We start from the raw sequence: 14817 nt of genomic DNA, 5'->3' as shown, positions 1-14817 counted from the left end.
AAATATAGTATTTTTAAGCAGAGTTATTTATGTTAAAACGCTCCTCATATATTCAAAAGTTGTAATTTTCCGTCAGCATCTAATCTGCATTACCATTACTATTTAAAATAATAAAAAAAGTCAGTAGCTCGGTATACTGACTTTTACAAAATAATTTTTAAAATCTAAGTTAATCCTTAATTATTTTATATGAGGCATCTCCTCCTTTTTTGAAATGTAAGGATATAAAATACATTCCTTTTTCAAGATCACTCAATGATACGGTAGTTGAAGGATTATTAATGATTTTTAATATCCTTCCCGATGTATCTGCTAATGTAAGGGTTTCTACATTTTTCACATTAGAAATATGCAGTTCATCGTGAACAGGATTCGGATAAAGACCTATCTTAGGCAGATTTTCCGTTTCGCCGGTTGCCAGATTCGGTATAGGTTCCCAGACTACATCGTCCCAGTAATGTCCGGCAAAAGAAGTTCCGGGATTGCGTATGGCCAGCCTCATTCCTGCGGGAATCGTAGTTGGTATCGTAAAAATCCTTTCCGATGTGCTGTCATAGGAAGTATTGGTGATGGTAATAGGCTGAAGAACTACAAAAGTTTCGGGAATTGCATCTTTTATGTAGCCTAATTCCAGATAACCCGCTCCGTTTGCTTTCATCTTCACACGAAGCCGATGCGTACCGTCTGAAATATTTGTCATTGTCGGCAAAATAACGATGGATATTTTGCCTGTGCCATAGCCGGTCTGATAAATCTGACTTGTTCCGGAGGCAGGCTGTGTACTTGAAATAATCTGGCTTGCCCCGCCCAAAATCACACTATCCCAGCATGTAGGCACGACTCCCATGCTGCAACAGGAATATGCATCAAAATTTTCAGATAAACTGCTTACCGGATTACACTGTGCACCGGCAAAGAAAACTCCGCCTATAAGCCCTAATACAGGCATACTCATTTTAAAATATAAATTTTTAACCATTCTAAATAAAAATAATAACAACGAAAGTAATTCTTTTCTCTCATATTATTGATTTATATTTTTATGATTTTTCTCAAGTAATTAAAAATTAAAACACATGTAATAAATAATTATTAATATTAATAATTTATCATGATATCAATATTATTTAGAAAATTAACAATTCCGTAATTTCTTATCCGTAATTTTATATTAATCTTACCACCTAAAATATTGACATGAAAAAAACACTGTTCATTTTGGTGTTTGTCTCTTTTCTGACAAATGCGCAGGCTCCTTCAGGATATTACAACTCGGCCAACGGGTTGTCCGGAGCTTCACTGAAAACAGCCTTAAGTACAATTATTACCAACGGACACCAGGACAAAGGCTATAATGGACTCTGGACCGGCTATAAGACAACTGACATTGACAAAAATTACGAAAATGACGGTTCTATTCTGGATATTTATTCAGAAAAGCCGGCAGGTACAGATCCTTATAAATACACTCCCGGAACAAATCAGTGCGGGACCTATTCCGTAGAAGGAAATTGTTACAACAGAGAACATATTGTTCCCCAAAGTTTATTTAATGAATCTTCACCAATGGTTTCCGATATACATTTTATCAGGGCAACCGATGGAAAAGTAAACGGGATGCGATCCAATTATCCTTTCGGAAAGGTTGGTACCGCAACATTCACCTCTAAAAACGGATCCAAACTTGGAAACTCGGTTTCTTCCGGATATTCGGGAACCGTTTTTGAGCCGATTGATGAATTTAAAGGGGATGTCGCGAGAATGATCTTCTATTTTGTAACACGCTATCAAGGCAAACTTTCCACTTTCGCTTCAGGAAATATGCTGGGCAATTCCACCTTTCCAGGATTACAGACCTGGGAACTGAATGTTTTGCTCGCATGGCACAATCAGGATCCTGTATCGCAGGCTGAAATCAACAGAAATAATGCTTCTTATGCTTTTCAGGGAAACAGAAATCCTTTTATTGACAATCCGAATTATGTGAATTTAATTTGGGGATCCGGATCTACAGGAGGCGGCGGAACTACAACTCCTCCCACAACGACCGGTTGTGCGAACGAAACTTTCGAAACCATTCCAACAGCAAGTTCTGCTTCTTATTTAACAAGAACCTGGAGCAACGGCGGAATTTCATGGATTGCCACAGATGCCAGAACCGACCAGACTATTTCTACAAAAGCCATTACCATAAGAGACGGTGCTTTAACATCAGGAAGTTCGGGTAACGGAATCGGGTCATTAACGGTAACCACCCAATTGAAATTTACAGGATCGAACGGAACATTTACTGTGAAAGTAAACGGAACAGCCGTAGGAACCGTACCTTACAGCACTAATTCAACAACTACTACGATTAATAATATCAACATTTCAGGAAATGTAGTTGTAGAGCTGGAAAACAACTCAACCAGCAACAGAGTAGCCATAGACAACCTAAGCTGGACCTGTTATTCCGGAACATCAAGAAACATTCAGAGTGTTTATGCAGAAACGATCTTACCTCAAAACCAGATGCAGATCTCCCCAAATCCGATTGTGAATAATGAAATTTTTGTAAAAGGTGAAACACGGAACATTACGAAAGCTGAAATTTATAATCTCCAGGGAAAAATAATGCAGTCTTTTGAACAGCCATTCAGGAACAACAGAAATTCTATCAGAATAAAAAATCTTCCTTCGGGAGTCTATATTCTGAAAGTAGATGGTTCGGTAATGAAGTTTATTGTTAAATAAATATATCTTAACTTTAAAATAAAAGCCTTCATCATAGATGACGAAGGCTTTTATTATTAACTATCATTTAGATTATTGTCCAAGCAAATCTCTCATTTTCTCCTGCATCAGTTGAGGGTCTTTCATTGCTTCCCAACCAACTGTCGATAACAGTACAATCACATAAATAAAGTACAATACACTTAATGAAATCCCAATAATCGCCATAATTTTACCGGCATTCAGCTGGCTATAATTTGAGTACATTGTTGGATTTTGTTTATACAATTGACCATCTTTCTTGGCGAGAACAAGAGCAATAATTCCAGATATAAGCCCCGGAAGGCCATAGCAGCAGCAACCTACAATTGATACAATTCCAAGAATTAATACTGCGGTTGCGTTAGGTAATTTTTGTTGATCCATAGTTTATAATTTAGTTTAAGTTATGTTTAGAAATAAATGTTTATAAAAGTATGAAATTACCATAATAATAGCGTTTGTTATTGCTAAAAAAACTAAGATATTACTGTAATTCCTTTTTCTATCCACAAAGTTTAAGATGACTGCCACAAAAAACAGCAATACAGTATATACCGCAGGAAACATATGAAAAGCTTCAGCAAATCTGCCTTCAAAAACCATAACGATCGCTCTCTGGGTGCCGCATCCGAAGCATTCTACCCCAAAGAATTTTTTGATAGGACAGGGCAGCATAAAATCTTCTGCTTTCATATTCTGATTTTTTGTTGATCAAATATATAAAAATTAAGATTATATTTTTGCTCTCAGATACTGATGTGGGAAAAAGCATTCTTCATTCATTTCAAATGATCCCTGAACTGCAAGATAAGGGTTTCTCAACATTTCCCTGGCAATAAAAATGAGATCGGCATCTCCTTTCTCAAGAATCTCTTCCGCATGGGAAACCTTTTTAATCAGTCCTACAGCTCCTGTTTTTACATCGGCTTCATTTCTTACCTGTGAAGCTAACGGAACCTGGTAGCCATCGAAAAGAGGAATCTTTACGCCGTGAATATTTCCGCCACTGGAAACATCAATGAGATCCACAGAGTGATTCTTCAAGACTTTTGACAATTCAACACTGTCGGTAATCTCCCAGCCGTTTTCTGCATATTCTGTTCCTGAAATTCTTACAAACAAAGCAACATTGTCATTCAATTCTTCGTTTACAGCATCTACAATTTCAACTAAAAAACGGATTCTGTTTTCAAAGCTTCCACCGTATTCATCAGTCCTGATGTTTGAAAGCGGCGATAAAAACTGATGAATAAGATAGCCATGAGCCGCATGAATTTCAATGACATCAAAACCTGCCTCTACTGCTCTTCTGGCAGCTTCTCTAAAATTCCGAACCTGTTCCTTAATTTCTTCCTGGGTTAAAACATGCGGAATTCTTTCTGTCGGATGATACGGAATCGGACTTGGCGCGATGGTTTCCCATCCTTCTTCAACGGAAATTTGTTTGGTATTCCAGGTAGATCCTTTTCTTCCGGAATGCGAAAGCTGAATTCCTATTTTGCTTTCTGAATTTTTATGAACAAACTCTACAATTCTCTGAAGCTGCTTTGCCTGCTCATCGTTCCATATTCCCATACAGTGATTGGTAATTCTTCCGCGGGGCTCCACCCCGGTTGCTTCTACGATAAGAAGCCCTGCTCCACCCTGAGCGCGACTTCCATAGTGAACAAAATGGAAGTCATTGGGAAGTCCATCTTCACTGGAATACATACACATTGGCGACATTACCCAACGGTTTTTTAATTCAACATTTCTGAAATTAACTGGAGTATATAACATGTTCATTTTTATTTTTAAAAATTGAGAATTGCAAAGAGCAGGCCTTTATTGCCTACCTCGTGAAAAAGAAGTAATTTTATCCCCCTTTTTTTAATCCACAATATATGAAAAAAGAAACTCAGATCAGTTACGAATATTTTAAGAATAGCAGCGAACTGAACGATATAGAAAAAGAATTATTTCAAAAGGCAAAGGACGCGCGCGAGAATGCATATGCTCCCTACTCCAACTTTCTGGTAGGATGTTCTGTGCTGCTTGAAAATGGCGAAATGTATTCCGGGAACAACCAGGAGAACGCGGCATTTCCATCGGGACTTTGTGCCGAAAGAACAACCTTATTCTGGGTAGCTGCCAATTTTCCGGCTGTGAAAATTAAAAAGATTTTCATTGTGGGAGGCCATAGGGAATTTCCTGAGAAAAATCCTCCTATTCCGCCCTGCGGAGCCTGCAGGCAAAGTTTGATTGAATTTGAGACCAAGCAAAATGAAAACATTGATCTTTATTTCTCAAGCATGAATGAGGAGGTGGTGAAGGTACATTCGATTAAGGATCTGCTGCCGTTTTATTTTGACGGTACGTTTTTGTAGCGATTTTTGGTGAATGATGAATTCTGCTTTGCAAGTAAATGGTGAATTTAAGAAAATTGACAAATTGACAAACGTAGCAAATTGACAGTTCACAATTGACTTTGGATTAGCCTTTTTAAATCATCTAATTTCTCTGAAAATTAATCCCCCCACCAAGTGAGGAGAATTCTTACCATTTAGAAAACTGAGATTTCTGTGGTGGCTCCGAAAAACCTCAGCCGTCACAGAAATCCTAGCCCTGATTGCAACGAAAATCCCGGAGTGGAGCGGCGGAGCCCGTCGTAGGCCCAAGCCAGGCCGGGTGGAGCCGCGTAATGAGGAATTGCAGTGGAAAGCAGGTTCCCGGCTCCTGAAAAATAAAACAACCTTTACAAAATCGTCATCGTACTTTAATTATTTCTCTGTTTTTGCTTTTTTGACGAATAAGTTTATCTTTGCAAAAAATTTTGGTTTCCAATCATTTGGAATGAAAAGGGAATCGGGTGTAAATCCCGGACTGTCCCCGCAACTGTAGATCGCAAGAAAAGTTTCTACGACAAACCACTGTGCAAACGGGAAGGTGTAGAAACGCGAAAGTCAGGAGACCTGCCAGAATTGTAACTAAATACATTGCTTTCGGAGGAAAAGTAAAATAGAATGGATATAAAAAAATCTTTAGTACTGATTTTTTCGGCTTACGGCTGCTTTCTTTCTGCACAGGAGAAAGCCATTGATACGGTATATATCTTTGATAACCAAATGAATAAAGTAAAACTTTTTCATAGTGTCAATACAATCCGTCCGAAAGATTTCGAAAAAAACACCACCAATCTTTCCGAACTTTTGCGGTTCCAGTCTCAGCTTTATATTAAAGAAAACGGACGGGGTGCAGTTTCATCGCCATCCTTCAGGGGAACCAGTGCAGGGCACACAGCTTTTGTGTGGAACGGCATCAACATCAACTCAGCCTTTCTCGGACAAGGTGATGTGAATAATATGCCGCTTTTCGGGTATGATGAGCTTGAAGTAAAAGCCGGCGGCGGAAGTGTACAATATGGAAGTTCTGCCATCGGAGGGAGTATTCATCTTAATAATAACCTGGAGTTTAACAAGGGTGCCCATGCTTTTCTTTATTCGGAAGCAGCATCGTTCGGGACCTTTAATAATTTCCTGAGGACTTCCTTCAGCAATGAAAAGTTCAGTATGAAGGTTTCGGGAAATTATGTCATCAGCCAGAACGATTATGAAGTTCCGGAGAAGGAGTACATCAACAGAAACGGCAGGTTTTACAATTCGTCGATCAACATCGGAGCTTCGTATAAAATTGCACCGCATCAAACGATTTCGTGGCAAAACCAGCTATTTGACGGATCCCAACATTATCCTATTTTCACAGAGAACGGTAACAAAACAAAATATAAAGCCCAGACATTGCGCAGTCTTCTTTCCTGGGATGTTACAAGAAATAATTTTTCCAACAGCCTGAAAGTGGCTTACACGGAGGATAATTTCCAGTATTTCGGAGATATTGACAAACCGAAGGAAAGTGGTGCGGAAGGTAAAAATTATATTTTCAGAAATGATTTTAATTATTTCATCACTCCGAAAATCAACGTCAATGCCATTGGGGAATTTCAGGTAAATAAAGGGTCGGGTTACCAATCGGGCATTGGAGATATCAGCAGAAATGTTGGTTCTGCAGCAGGTCTTATTAGATATTTCGTTACTTCTGATCTTCGTTTTGAAGCAGGTATTAAAAAAGATTTTGTAGAAAATATATCTTCTCCTGTCCTCTATTCTTTTTCAGGAAAATGGCAGCCTGTAAAATGGTATCAGGCAGGCGCAAGCTTCTCAAGAAATTTTAAGTTTCCTACTTTCAATGATCTGTACTGGCAACAGGGAGGAAATCCTGATTTGGTTCCGGAAACATCTACAAACCTGGATATGGATCATGAATTGACATTCGGAGATTTGAAACTGACGGTGAGTCCGTATTATATGGATATTAAAAACTATATCAACTGGCTTCCGACAGCTGCAGGTTACTGGGCTGCATTCAATACCTACAGCGTAGAAATTTACGGGCTTGATTCGCGGATCACTTATCTGAAAGATTTTGGAAATCATCATTTTACGTTTAACGGCGGATACACATATTCCAGATCTACCAATAAGCTTACAGGAATGCAGATGATGTATGTTCCGCTTCATAAGGCTACCGGAAACATCGATTACCGCTACCGTTTCCTGAGTGTTTATGTGCAGGGGCTTTTCAATGGGCTTACTTATACCACTACCGACGAAAAAAGAGCGGATGCCATTGATCCTTATTTCGTTTTGAACACCGGAATTTCCACAAAATTTTTAAACCATTACACTTTAGGATTTAAGGTAAATAATATTACAGACGTTGTTTATCAGACCGTTTCTTATTATCCTTTGCCCAAAAGAAATTACAGTGTTTATATCAATATTAATTTTTAACATTTAACATATTATGAAAATAACTAAACTTCTGACCCTTGTTTTTGCTTTTGCATTACTGTTCAATATTTCGTGTAGCAGTGATGATACTATAAGCGATGAAACGTACTACGGAAACGGATTTTTACTAAGCAACGAGGGAAATTTCGGAAAACCAAATGCAGATGTAACGTATATTACTTCTGACCTGAACATGAAACAGGACAATATTTTCTCTGCCAACAACGGAGGCTCTAATCTTGGTGATGTTTTGCAGATGATCAGCTTTAATGGAGACCATGCATACCTATTGCTGAATAATTCGAACAAAATTCAGATCGTCAACAGGTCGAACTTTAAGAGAACAGGCGAAATTACCGCTCAGCTGAACTCTCCAAGATTCATGGCTTTTGCCAACAATAATATTTATGTAACCAATGACAAATACGGAGGTGACAAATATGTAAGCATTTATAAAACATCCGATTTATCTTTTGTTAAGAAAATAAACTTCACCGACAGTGTTGAAAGAATCGTTGAAGCCGGAAATAATATTTTCGTGCAGAATGCTTCTTTCGGTTTCGGAAATAAGATTACCTATATTACGACATCTAATAACGAAATACAGTCTACGATCACGATACCGAACGGAAACATCAATAAAATGATTGCCAGCAACGGAACGGTATATGCTATCGCCGCAGGAACTGCAGATTCTTATATCTACCAGATTTCAAATACGGGGAGCATCACCAAAACATTTACTTTAACAGGAATTAGCGATGCTACGAATCTTGAAATTGAAAAGGGCAAATTTTACTTTACTTCAGGGCTAAAAGTATACGCGATGGATTTAACCGCTTCTACGGCGCCTACTACCCCACTGTTTACGGTAAGCAACAGTGTTGATCCGTATTCTAATCTATATGGATTCAGCGTTGTAAACGACAGAATTTTTGTTTCTGATGCCAACGGGTTTACTGAAGACAGTAAAGTCAGCGTATATTCTACGAACGGTTCTCTTCTGAAAACTTTTACAGCAGGTAAAGGTACCAACGGTGCATACTGGAACTAAGAACATTTGTATTTACCAATAAATACAATTTATTTTTTCATCATTTGTGTTTTTTTCCGGGCGGTTTCTTCGAAACCGCCCGGATTTTTATTTTAAGATAATATTTTAACCAAATTACCTCAAGCACACCTATCATCCACCAAATGGGAAATCTGAAATACGTATATAACAATGTAAAATTATCTACAAACGGCTGGCCTTTTATCGCTCTCTGAACTTCGAAATAAATAGAAAAAACAGGAATAATAAAGCTGAAAAGCAAAAACGCAATCAGGTAAAATACCCAATTGCGTTTCTTTATGATTTCATATTTCCAAACTATAATGTTGAAAATTACAATGATTATCAGTATGATACAATCAAATGGGCCAAAAAACATTTTAAACAAGTGTTAGCCCCAGTTTTCCTCCTTCTGCAATAACGAATTGTTTTGCCTTTTCGCTGTCATTTTCAATTTCTCCCTCCAGGATGGCCTCTTTTACTTTTTCTTTTAAAATTCCGATTTCACGGCCCGGTTTCAGGTTAAACAGTGCCATAATCTCCTCTCCGGAAATCGGCGGCTGAAAATTTCTTACCTGATCTTTCTCTTCCACTTCTTTGATTTTTACCGCTACATATTCAAAATTCTTTTTAAATTTTTCCTGCTTTTTAGAATTTTTCGTAGTGATATCTGCTTTGCAAAGGGTAAAAAGATCTTCCAGATCTTCCCCGGAATCAAACAAGAGCCTTCTTAACGCAGAATCTGAAGCATCATCAGTAATAAGAGCAATCGGACGTGAAGAAAGCTTTACCATTTTCTGAACATATTTCATATCCGGCCCTAAAGGCAGTTTCAGTCTCTGGAACAAAGTTTTCACCATCTTTGAACCTAAAAACTCATGTCCGTGGAATGTCCAACCCGTTCCTTCCACAAACTTTTTCGTCGGTGCTTTTCCGATATCGTGAAGCAATGCCGCCCAACGCAGCCAAAGATAGTCGGTATTTTGTGAAATATTATCTACGACTTCCAGCGTGTGGTAAAAATTATCTTTATGGGTCTGCCCTTCCACTTCTTCTATTCCTTTCAGATCAATGAGTTCAGGAATAATCAATTTCATCAAACCGGTTTCTTCCATCAGCCTAAGTCCGACAGAAGGTTTTTGGGAAAGCATGATTTTGTTAAATTCCACCATAATTCTTTCCATCGAAACGATTTTTATTCTTTCCGCTTCCTGTTTAATAGCTTCCAAGGATTTTTCTTCAATCTGAAACTGTAATGTGGAAGCAAAACGAATGGCTCTCATCATTCGCAACGGATCATCAGAATAGGTTTGAGCAGGTTCCAACGGTGTTCTGAGAATTCCTTTTTCGAGATCTTCCACTCCGTTAAACGGATCAATTAATTCACCGAAATTATCTTTATTCAGAGAAATTGCCATTGCATTGATCGTAAAATCCCGTCTCTTCTGATCGTCTTCTATGGTACCGCCTTCCACTTCCGGCTTCCGGCTGTCTTCCGTATAACTTTCTTTTCTGGCACCTACAAATTCAAGCTCAAGGTCTTTGTACCTGATCATTGCCGTACCATACGTTTTAAAGACGGAAACTTTCATCTTCGGATCAATTTCTTTTCCCACATTTTGGGCCAGCTCGATGCCGCTCTGTTCAGTTACAAAATCAATATCCGTAGAAGCTTTTCTTTTCATCAGCAAATCACGAACATAACCGCCAACGATGTACACCGACTGGCCATTTTTTTCCGCGACTTCAGAAATTATTTTAAAAAGTTTAAGGTTTCTATTTTGATTAAGATTGATGAACATTTTTTTAGATGTTAGATGATACTGATAAACAATAGATTAAAGCTCAACTATTATTTAACTTAAAACCACTAAGAAATCAGATTTTAGTGTAAAAACTAAGTTTCCGACTTCTTAATGGCTGAATGATTTTGCAAAGATAATTAAATCTTTTTTCTTATTCGCGAAGTACTTTTATTCTGTTATCACTCCAGATTTTGATAACCGAAGAGCCTGAATACTGAGACACTTTTTCCCTGTCTTCTTCCACTGCATAATCTACCAGATCAATAATCTCCCGTGAAATGTCCGAAAACTTCAAAGGACTTTTTTCACCACTGAAATTTGCAGAGGTGGAAACCAATGGTTTATTAAGTTTGGTAATGAGTTTCTTACAAAAATCATTTTTTACCAGACGAATCCCGATGCTTCCGTCTTCCGCCAACAGTTCTTTTGGCAGACCTCTCGGATTTTCATAGACGATGGTAACGGGTTTTTCGCTCAAATCAATGATTTCCCAAGCCATTTCAGGAACGTCCACCAAATCCTGCAGCCTTTTCTCAGACTCTACGAGAATAATCATGGATTTATTCTTTTCCCGTTTTTTGATTTCAAAAATTTTATTGACCGCTTCTATATTGGTGGCATCACAACCGATTCCCCAAATAGTATCGGTAGGATATAAAATAGTACCGCCTGATTTTAGAATTTGTATAATGTTTTCCATAATTATTTGTCATTGCGAGGAGCGAAGCGACGAAGCAATCTCAAAAAGGATTCATGATATCCTTAATATCTTCAGTCAAATCTCTCCATTCTGAATTGATTGAATTTATCAGATCTATTTTTTTCTGTCTTGAATCTGTTTTTCTCTATAAATTGCATCACCTATTTCCTGAAAAGATTCCCAATAAATAAGTTTATTTATATTATATTTTGAAGTAAAACTTAATTCAAAAAAATGTTTTTTGTGTTCATTAACTCTTTTAGGTAAATTAGATGTTACACCAGTATATAAAACCGTATTATTTTTATTTGTCATGATGTATACAAAGCCTGCCTTCATTTGTGTTAAATTTTAAATTATTAGATTGCTTCGTCGCTTCGCTTCTCGCAATGACAATAAAATTAAAAAACTTCACAATTCTACCAAATATCTTTCTTTAATAATATTGAGATGATGCACATTGTGTCCCACAATCAATTTCCCGATGGTTTCTGCGGAAATCTGGTTTCCGTTTGCCGTACCAATATTTTTTAATGCCGATAAATGAGCGGTTTCCAGTAAAACCTGAGAAGATTTTCTGATCAGCTGATATTCTTCCAACAGTGAGCTTACGGTTCTTTCATTGGCAAAAGACTGGCTCGCATATAGTTCTTCATCGAAGCCGGGCAACTCATTTTGATCGCTTCTTAAGAATGCCAGAATTCTGTATTGAAATACTCTTTCGGTATCTGATAAATGCAACAATAGCTCCTTCAGGGTCCATTTTCCTTCTGCATAAGCAAACGAAGACTGTTCTTCCGAAAGCTGAGCATAGAGTTCAACCGTTTGTTCTCCGGTTTTTTTTAATTCTTCCAACCAGTTTTCGGATGGGATTAAGTCTAAATATCTTTGTATATATTTTTGAAAATCAGTCATTGTTTATGATTTAATAATGTAGCAATGTAGCAATGTAGCAATTTAACAGTATAACAATGTAACAATGTAACAATGTATAAGTTTAATAATATAGAGCTTAATTATTGCCAGACTGTTATATTTATTTCATTAGTGCATTAATTTATTCATTTGTCCATTCGTAAAAATTCACTTCATCATAGATTTCAAATCCGCAGGCGGGGTATAATTGATTTCCGATATCGTTGGATTTCCCGGTTTCAAGAAGAATTCCGCATGCGTCAGAAGATTTCGCAATTTTCTTAGCTTCTTCGATAAGAGCCTTTGAATACCCTTTTCCACGATAATTTTCATTGACATACAAATCATTCAGCAGCCAGTAACGCTTCATTCTTGTAGAAGAAAACAGCGGATAAAGCTGTACGAAACCTACCAGCCTGCCGTTATATTCAGCGACAAAAATTTCAGAATCTTTATTCTCGATCCTTTCTGCTAAAAATTTTTCTGCTGCCTGAATATCAGATTCTTTATGATAAAATATTCTATATTGATCAAACAGTTCAGCCAATTGCTGCAAATCTGCGGCCGTTGCTTTTCTTGTCATTTTTATTGAATTTGAAAATATTGTCAAAGATAAAGCTATGAAAATATATGTTTGATAAAGTAATTTATAGATGGTGATCGTAACTTAAAACCCTTTTCATTTTCCAGTTTTTATCTTCCAGAGTCCAGAGAATAGTAAATTTTGCGCGGCTTCCTTTATTCCATTTTCCTTTATAAAATTCAGCAAAATCATGTTCTCCTTCCTGAATGAAAGCATACAGAACATTATTATTGTACAAAGGATAAATTTTCATGCTGCCGGGAACCAGTTCGCGCCTTACTTTGTTGGGACCGCCGCAGATATTGTTTTTAATGGACGCAATGAATGCTGCTTTTCCGGAGGTAATCCCGCCTTTGTCGTGGTAAAATTCAAGATCGTCGCTGACGATTGAATCATAATGAGAAAGATCGCATGCATTAAATCCGATATCGAATATCAGACTGTCTAATTTTTTTGCCGTTTTATAGAGCTCATCGGTATTCTTTACCTGAGAAAACATGATCTGACTTACAATCAGTAACAATACAATCTGAATCTTTCTCATAATATTTTTATTAATAATTTATTTTAAATGCAAAGCCGCTAAGATTATTGACTACTAAATGTTTTTAAGGTCTCAAAGCCTTTTTACTTAACAAAGACCATAAAGCTTAATTTTTATTAAATCAATATCTAAAAACTTTGTACGGTTTTCAAATGTTTAAACAAAGACCTCCACCCTAGCCCCGGTTGAGCGGCATGTCTGAGCTCTTTTCTGTTTTTGGCTCGGCGGCAAAGCCGCCGAGCCAAAAACAGAAAAAGCGAGTAGCGAAAGCGGGAAATTGCTCCTTAAAAAATTTGCAAATACAATTCGACGGAGTCAAAAAGCTTCAAATAAAAAATATATATTGCTTTTCGATGCAATCAAATTGCTCCTTAAAAATTTACAAATACAATTCGACGGAGTCAAAAAGCTTCAAATAAAATCAATACTGCTTTTCGATACAAATCAAAATGATTTTAAAAAGTTATATTACGAAAAAGCTCTTTCAAGATCTGCGATAAGGTCTTCCGCATCTTCGATTCCAACACTTAAACGTACCAGATCATCGGTAATTCCCAATTCTGCACGTTTTTCCGCAGGGATGGAAGCGTGGGTCATTAAAGCAGGATGATTAGCCAGAGACTCTACTCCACCCAATGATTCAGCCAATGTGAATACTTTTACTTTTTCTAAAAATTTAATCGCATCTTCTTTTTTTCCCGATTTAAACGTAAAAGAAACCATTCCGCCAAAATCTTTCATTTGGGATTTGGCCAATTCATATTGAGGATGAGATTCCAAACCAGGATAAATCACCTTATCCACAGCAGGATGAGATTCAAGATATTGGGCAACAGCCATTCCGTTTTCTGAATGTCTCTGAACTCTTAATGCCAATGTTTTGATTCCTCTTAGTACAAGGTATGAATCATGAGGGCCCAAAATACCACCGCTCGCAAACTGGATAAAATGAAGTTTTTCGCCTAATTCAGCATCTTTCGCTACTAAAGCTCCTGCGATAACATCGGAGTGCCCACCCAAATATTTGGTTGCAGAGTGCATTACGATATCAGCGCCCAGGTCAATCGGTCTCTGGAGATAAGGAGTCGCGAAGGTATTGTCAACCGCAACCAGGATATCTTTACCCTTTGCCACTTCAACTACCGCTTTGATATCAACCAGCTTCATTAAAGGATTGGTTGGTGTTTCAACCCAGATTAATTTTGTTTTATCGGTAATGACATCGGCAATTTTTGAAGTATCATCAAAACTCACAAAGGTAAATTTGAGCTGATATTTTTCGAAAAGCCTGGTAAACATTCTGTAGGTTCCCCCGTACAAATCATCCACTGCAATAACCTCATCTCCTGGGTTTAATAATTTTAAAACACAATCAATGGCCGCTAAGCCAGACCCGAAGGCCAAACCTCTCGCACCGTTTTCAATGCTTGCCAGAGAATCTTCCAAAGCCTGTCTTGTAGGATTTGCCGCTCTTGAATATTCGTATCCGGAATGTACACCCGGACTTTTCTGGGCGAATGTTGATGTTAAAAATACAGGAACATTTACAGATCCTGTTGCAGATTCGTGGTGTTGGCCACCGTGTATTACTTTTGTATTGAAATTCATAATCTTAATAATTTAACAATGT

The 14817-nt window shown here is 37.5% G+C and carries 15 protein-coding genes and 1 riboswitch; of the genes, 4 read left to right on the top strand and 11 right to left on the bottom strand.

Annotated features, from left to right (window positions below):
- Positions 1-169 precede the first annotated feature (169 nt).
- Positions 170-955 carry a T9SS type A sorting domain-containing protein gene (locus M0D58_RS16010; protein ID WP_248391551.1) on the bottom strand — a complete coding sequence of 262 codons (786 nt, stop codon included), beginning with the start codon at positions 953-955 and terminating at the stop codon, positions 170-172.
- A gap of 242 nt (positions 956-1197) precedes the next feature.
- On the opposite strand from M0D58_RS16010, the gene M0D58_RS16005 reads away from it, so the two are divergent.
- Positions 1198-2736, top strand: a complete 1539-nt coding sequence (locus M0D58_RS16005; protein ID WP_248391549.1) for an endonuclease — start codon at positions 1198-1200, stop codon at positions 2734-2736.
- Positions 2737-2808: 72 nt separating this feature from the next.
- Here the strand turns inward: M0D58_RS16005 and M0D58_RS16000 are convergent, their stop codons facing one another.
- Genes M0D58_RS16000 through M0D58_RS15990 form a run of 3 tightly spaced genes read right to left on the bottom strand, consistent with a single transcriptional unit; the run spans position 2809 to position 4536 of the window.
- A complete protein-coding gene (locus M0D58_RS16000) occupies positions 2809-3141 on the bottom strand; it encodes a CCC motif membrane protein (protein ID WP_248391547.1) in 333 nt (110 codons plus the stop codon).
- 15 nt (positions 3142-3156) lie between these two features.
- The gene (locus M0D58_RS15995) at positions 3157-3450 is read right to left on the bottom strand and encodes a DUF2752 domain-containing protein (protein ID WP_248391545.1); all 294 of its coding nucleotides are present in this window, start codon (positions 3448-3450) and stop codon (positions 3157-3159) included.
- Between the two features lie 39 nt (positions 3451-3489).
- A complete protein-coding gene (locus M0D58_RS15990) occupies positions 3490-4536 on the bottom strand; it encodes an NADH:flavin oxidoreductase/NADH oxidase (protein ID WP_248394991.1) in 1047 nt (348 codons plus the stop codon).
- A 104-nt stretch (positions 4537-4640) separates the two neighbouring features.
- Here M0D58_RS15990 and M0D58_RS15985 point away from each other — a divergent pair, with 104 nt between their 5' ends.
- The 3 genes from M0D58_RS15985 to M0D58_RS15975 all read left to right on the top strand — a co-directional run bounded on the left by M0D58_RS15985 (position 4641) and on the right by M0D58_RS15975 (position 8640).
- Entirely contained in the window at positions 4641-5123 is a 483-nt protein-coding gene (locus M0D58_RS15985) for a cytidine deaminase (RefSeq protein WP_248391543.1), read from the top strand.
- Between the two features lie 430 nt (positions 5124-5553).
- A riboswitch (cobalamin riboswitch) is annotated at positions 5554-5730 on the top strand.
- 29 nt (positions 5731-5759) lie between these two features.
- Complete coding sequence (locus M0D58_RS15980; RefSeq protein WP_248391541.1) at positions 5760-7586, top strand: TonB-dependent receptor plug domain-containing protein; 1827 nt, start codon at positions 5760-5762, stop codon at positions 7584-7586.
- Between the two features lie 13 nt (positions 7587-7599).
- Positions 7600-8640 (top strand): hypothetical protein, encoded by a 1041-nt coding sequence (locus tag M0D58_RS15975; RefSeq protein WP_248391539.1) that lies wholly within the window; start codon positions 7600-7602, stop codon positions 8638-8640.
- 380 nt (positions 8641-9020) lie between these two features.
- On the opposite strand, the gene M0D58_RS15970 is transcribed toward M0D58_RS15975, so the two are convergent.
- From M0D58_RS15970 to M0D58_RS15940, 7 genes are all read right to left on the bottom strand, one after another.
- Positions 9021-10442, bottom strand: a complete 1422-nt coding sequence (locus M0D58_RS15970) for a CCA tRNA nucleotidyltransferase (RefSeq protein WP_248391537.1) — start codon at positions 10440-10442, stop codon at positions 9021-9023.
- 154 nt (positions 10443-10596) lie between these two features.
- Positions 10597-11145, bottom strand: a complete 549-nt coding sequence (locus tag M0D58_RS15965) for an L-threonylcarbamoyladenylate synthase (RefSeq protein ID WP_248391534.1) — start codon at positions 11143-11145, stop codon at positions 10597-10599.
- 114 nt (positions 11146-11259) lie between these two features.
- Positions 11260-11484 (bottom strand): GIY-YIG nuclease family protein, encoded by a 225-nt coding sequence (locus M0D58_RS15960; protein WP_345892703.1) that lies wholly within the window; start codon positions 11482-11484, stop codon positions 11260-11262.
- Between the two features lie 72 nt (positions 11485-11556).
- Entirely contained in the window at positions 11557-12060 is a 504-nt protein-coding gene (locus M0D58_RS15955; protein ID WP_248391532.1) for a DinB family protein, read from the bottom strand.
- Between the two features lie 142 nt (positions 12061-12202).
- Entirely contained in the window at positions 12203-12643 is a 441-nt protein-coding gene (locus tag M0D58_RS15950; protein ID WP_248391530.1) for a GNAT family N-acetyltransferase, read from the bottom strand.
- A gap of 64 nt (positions 12644-12707) precedes the next feature.
- Positions 12708-13187, bottom strand: a complete 480-nt coding sequence (locus M0D58_RS15945; protein WP_248391528.1) for a nuclear transport factor 2 family protein — start codon at positions 13185-13187, stop codon at positions 12708-12710.
- Positions 13188-13655: 468 nt separating this feature from the next.
- Complete coding sequence (locus M0D58_RS15940; protein ID WP_248391526.1) at positions 13656-14795, bottom strand: cystathionine gamma-synthase; 1140 nt, start codon at positions 14793-14795, stop codon at positions 13656-13658.
- Positions 14796-14817 lie beyond the last annotated feature (22 nt).

Origin of the sequence: Chryseobacterium nepalense (assembly GCF_023195755.1) — a bacterium.
GTDB classification, from domain to species: Bacteria; Bacteroidota; Bacteroidia; order Flavobacteriales; family Weeksellaceae; genus Chryseobacterium; species Chryseobacterium nepalense.
This window is presented reverse-complemented; position numbering and strand designations above follow the sequence as displayed.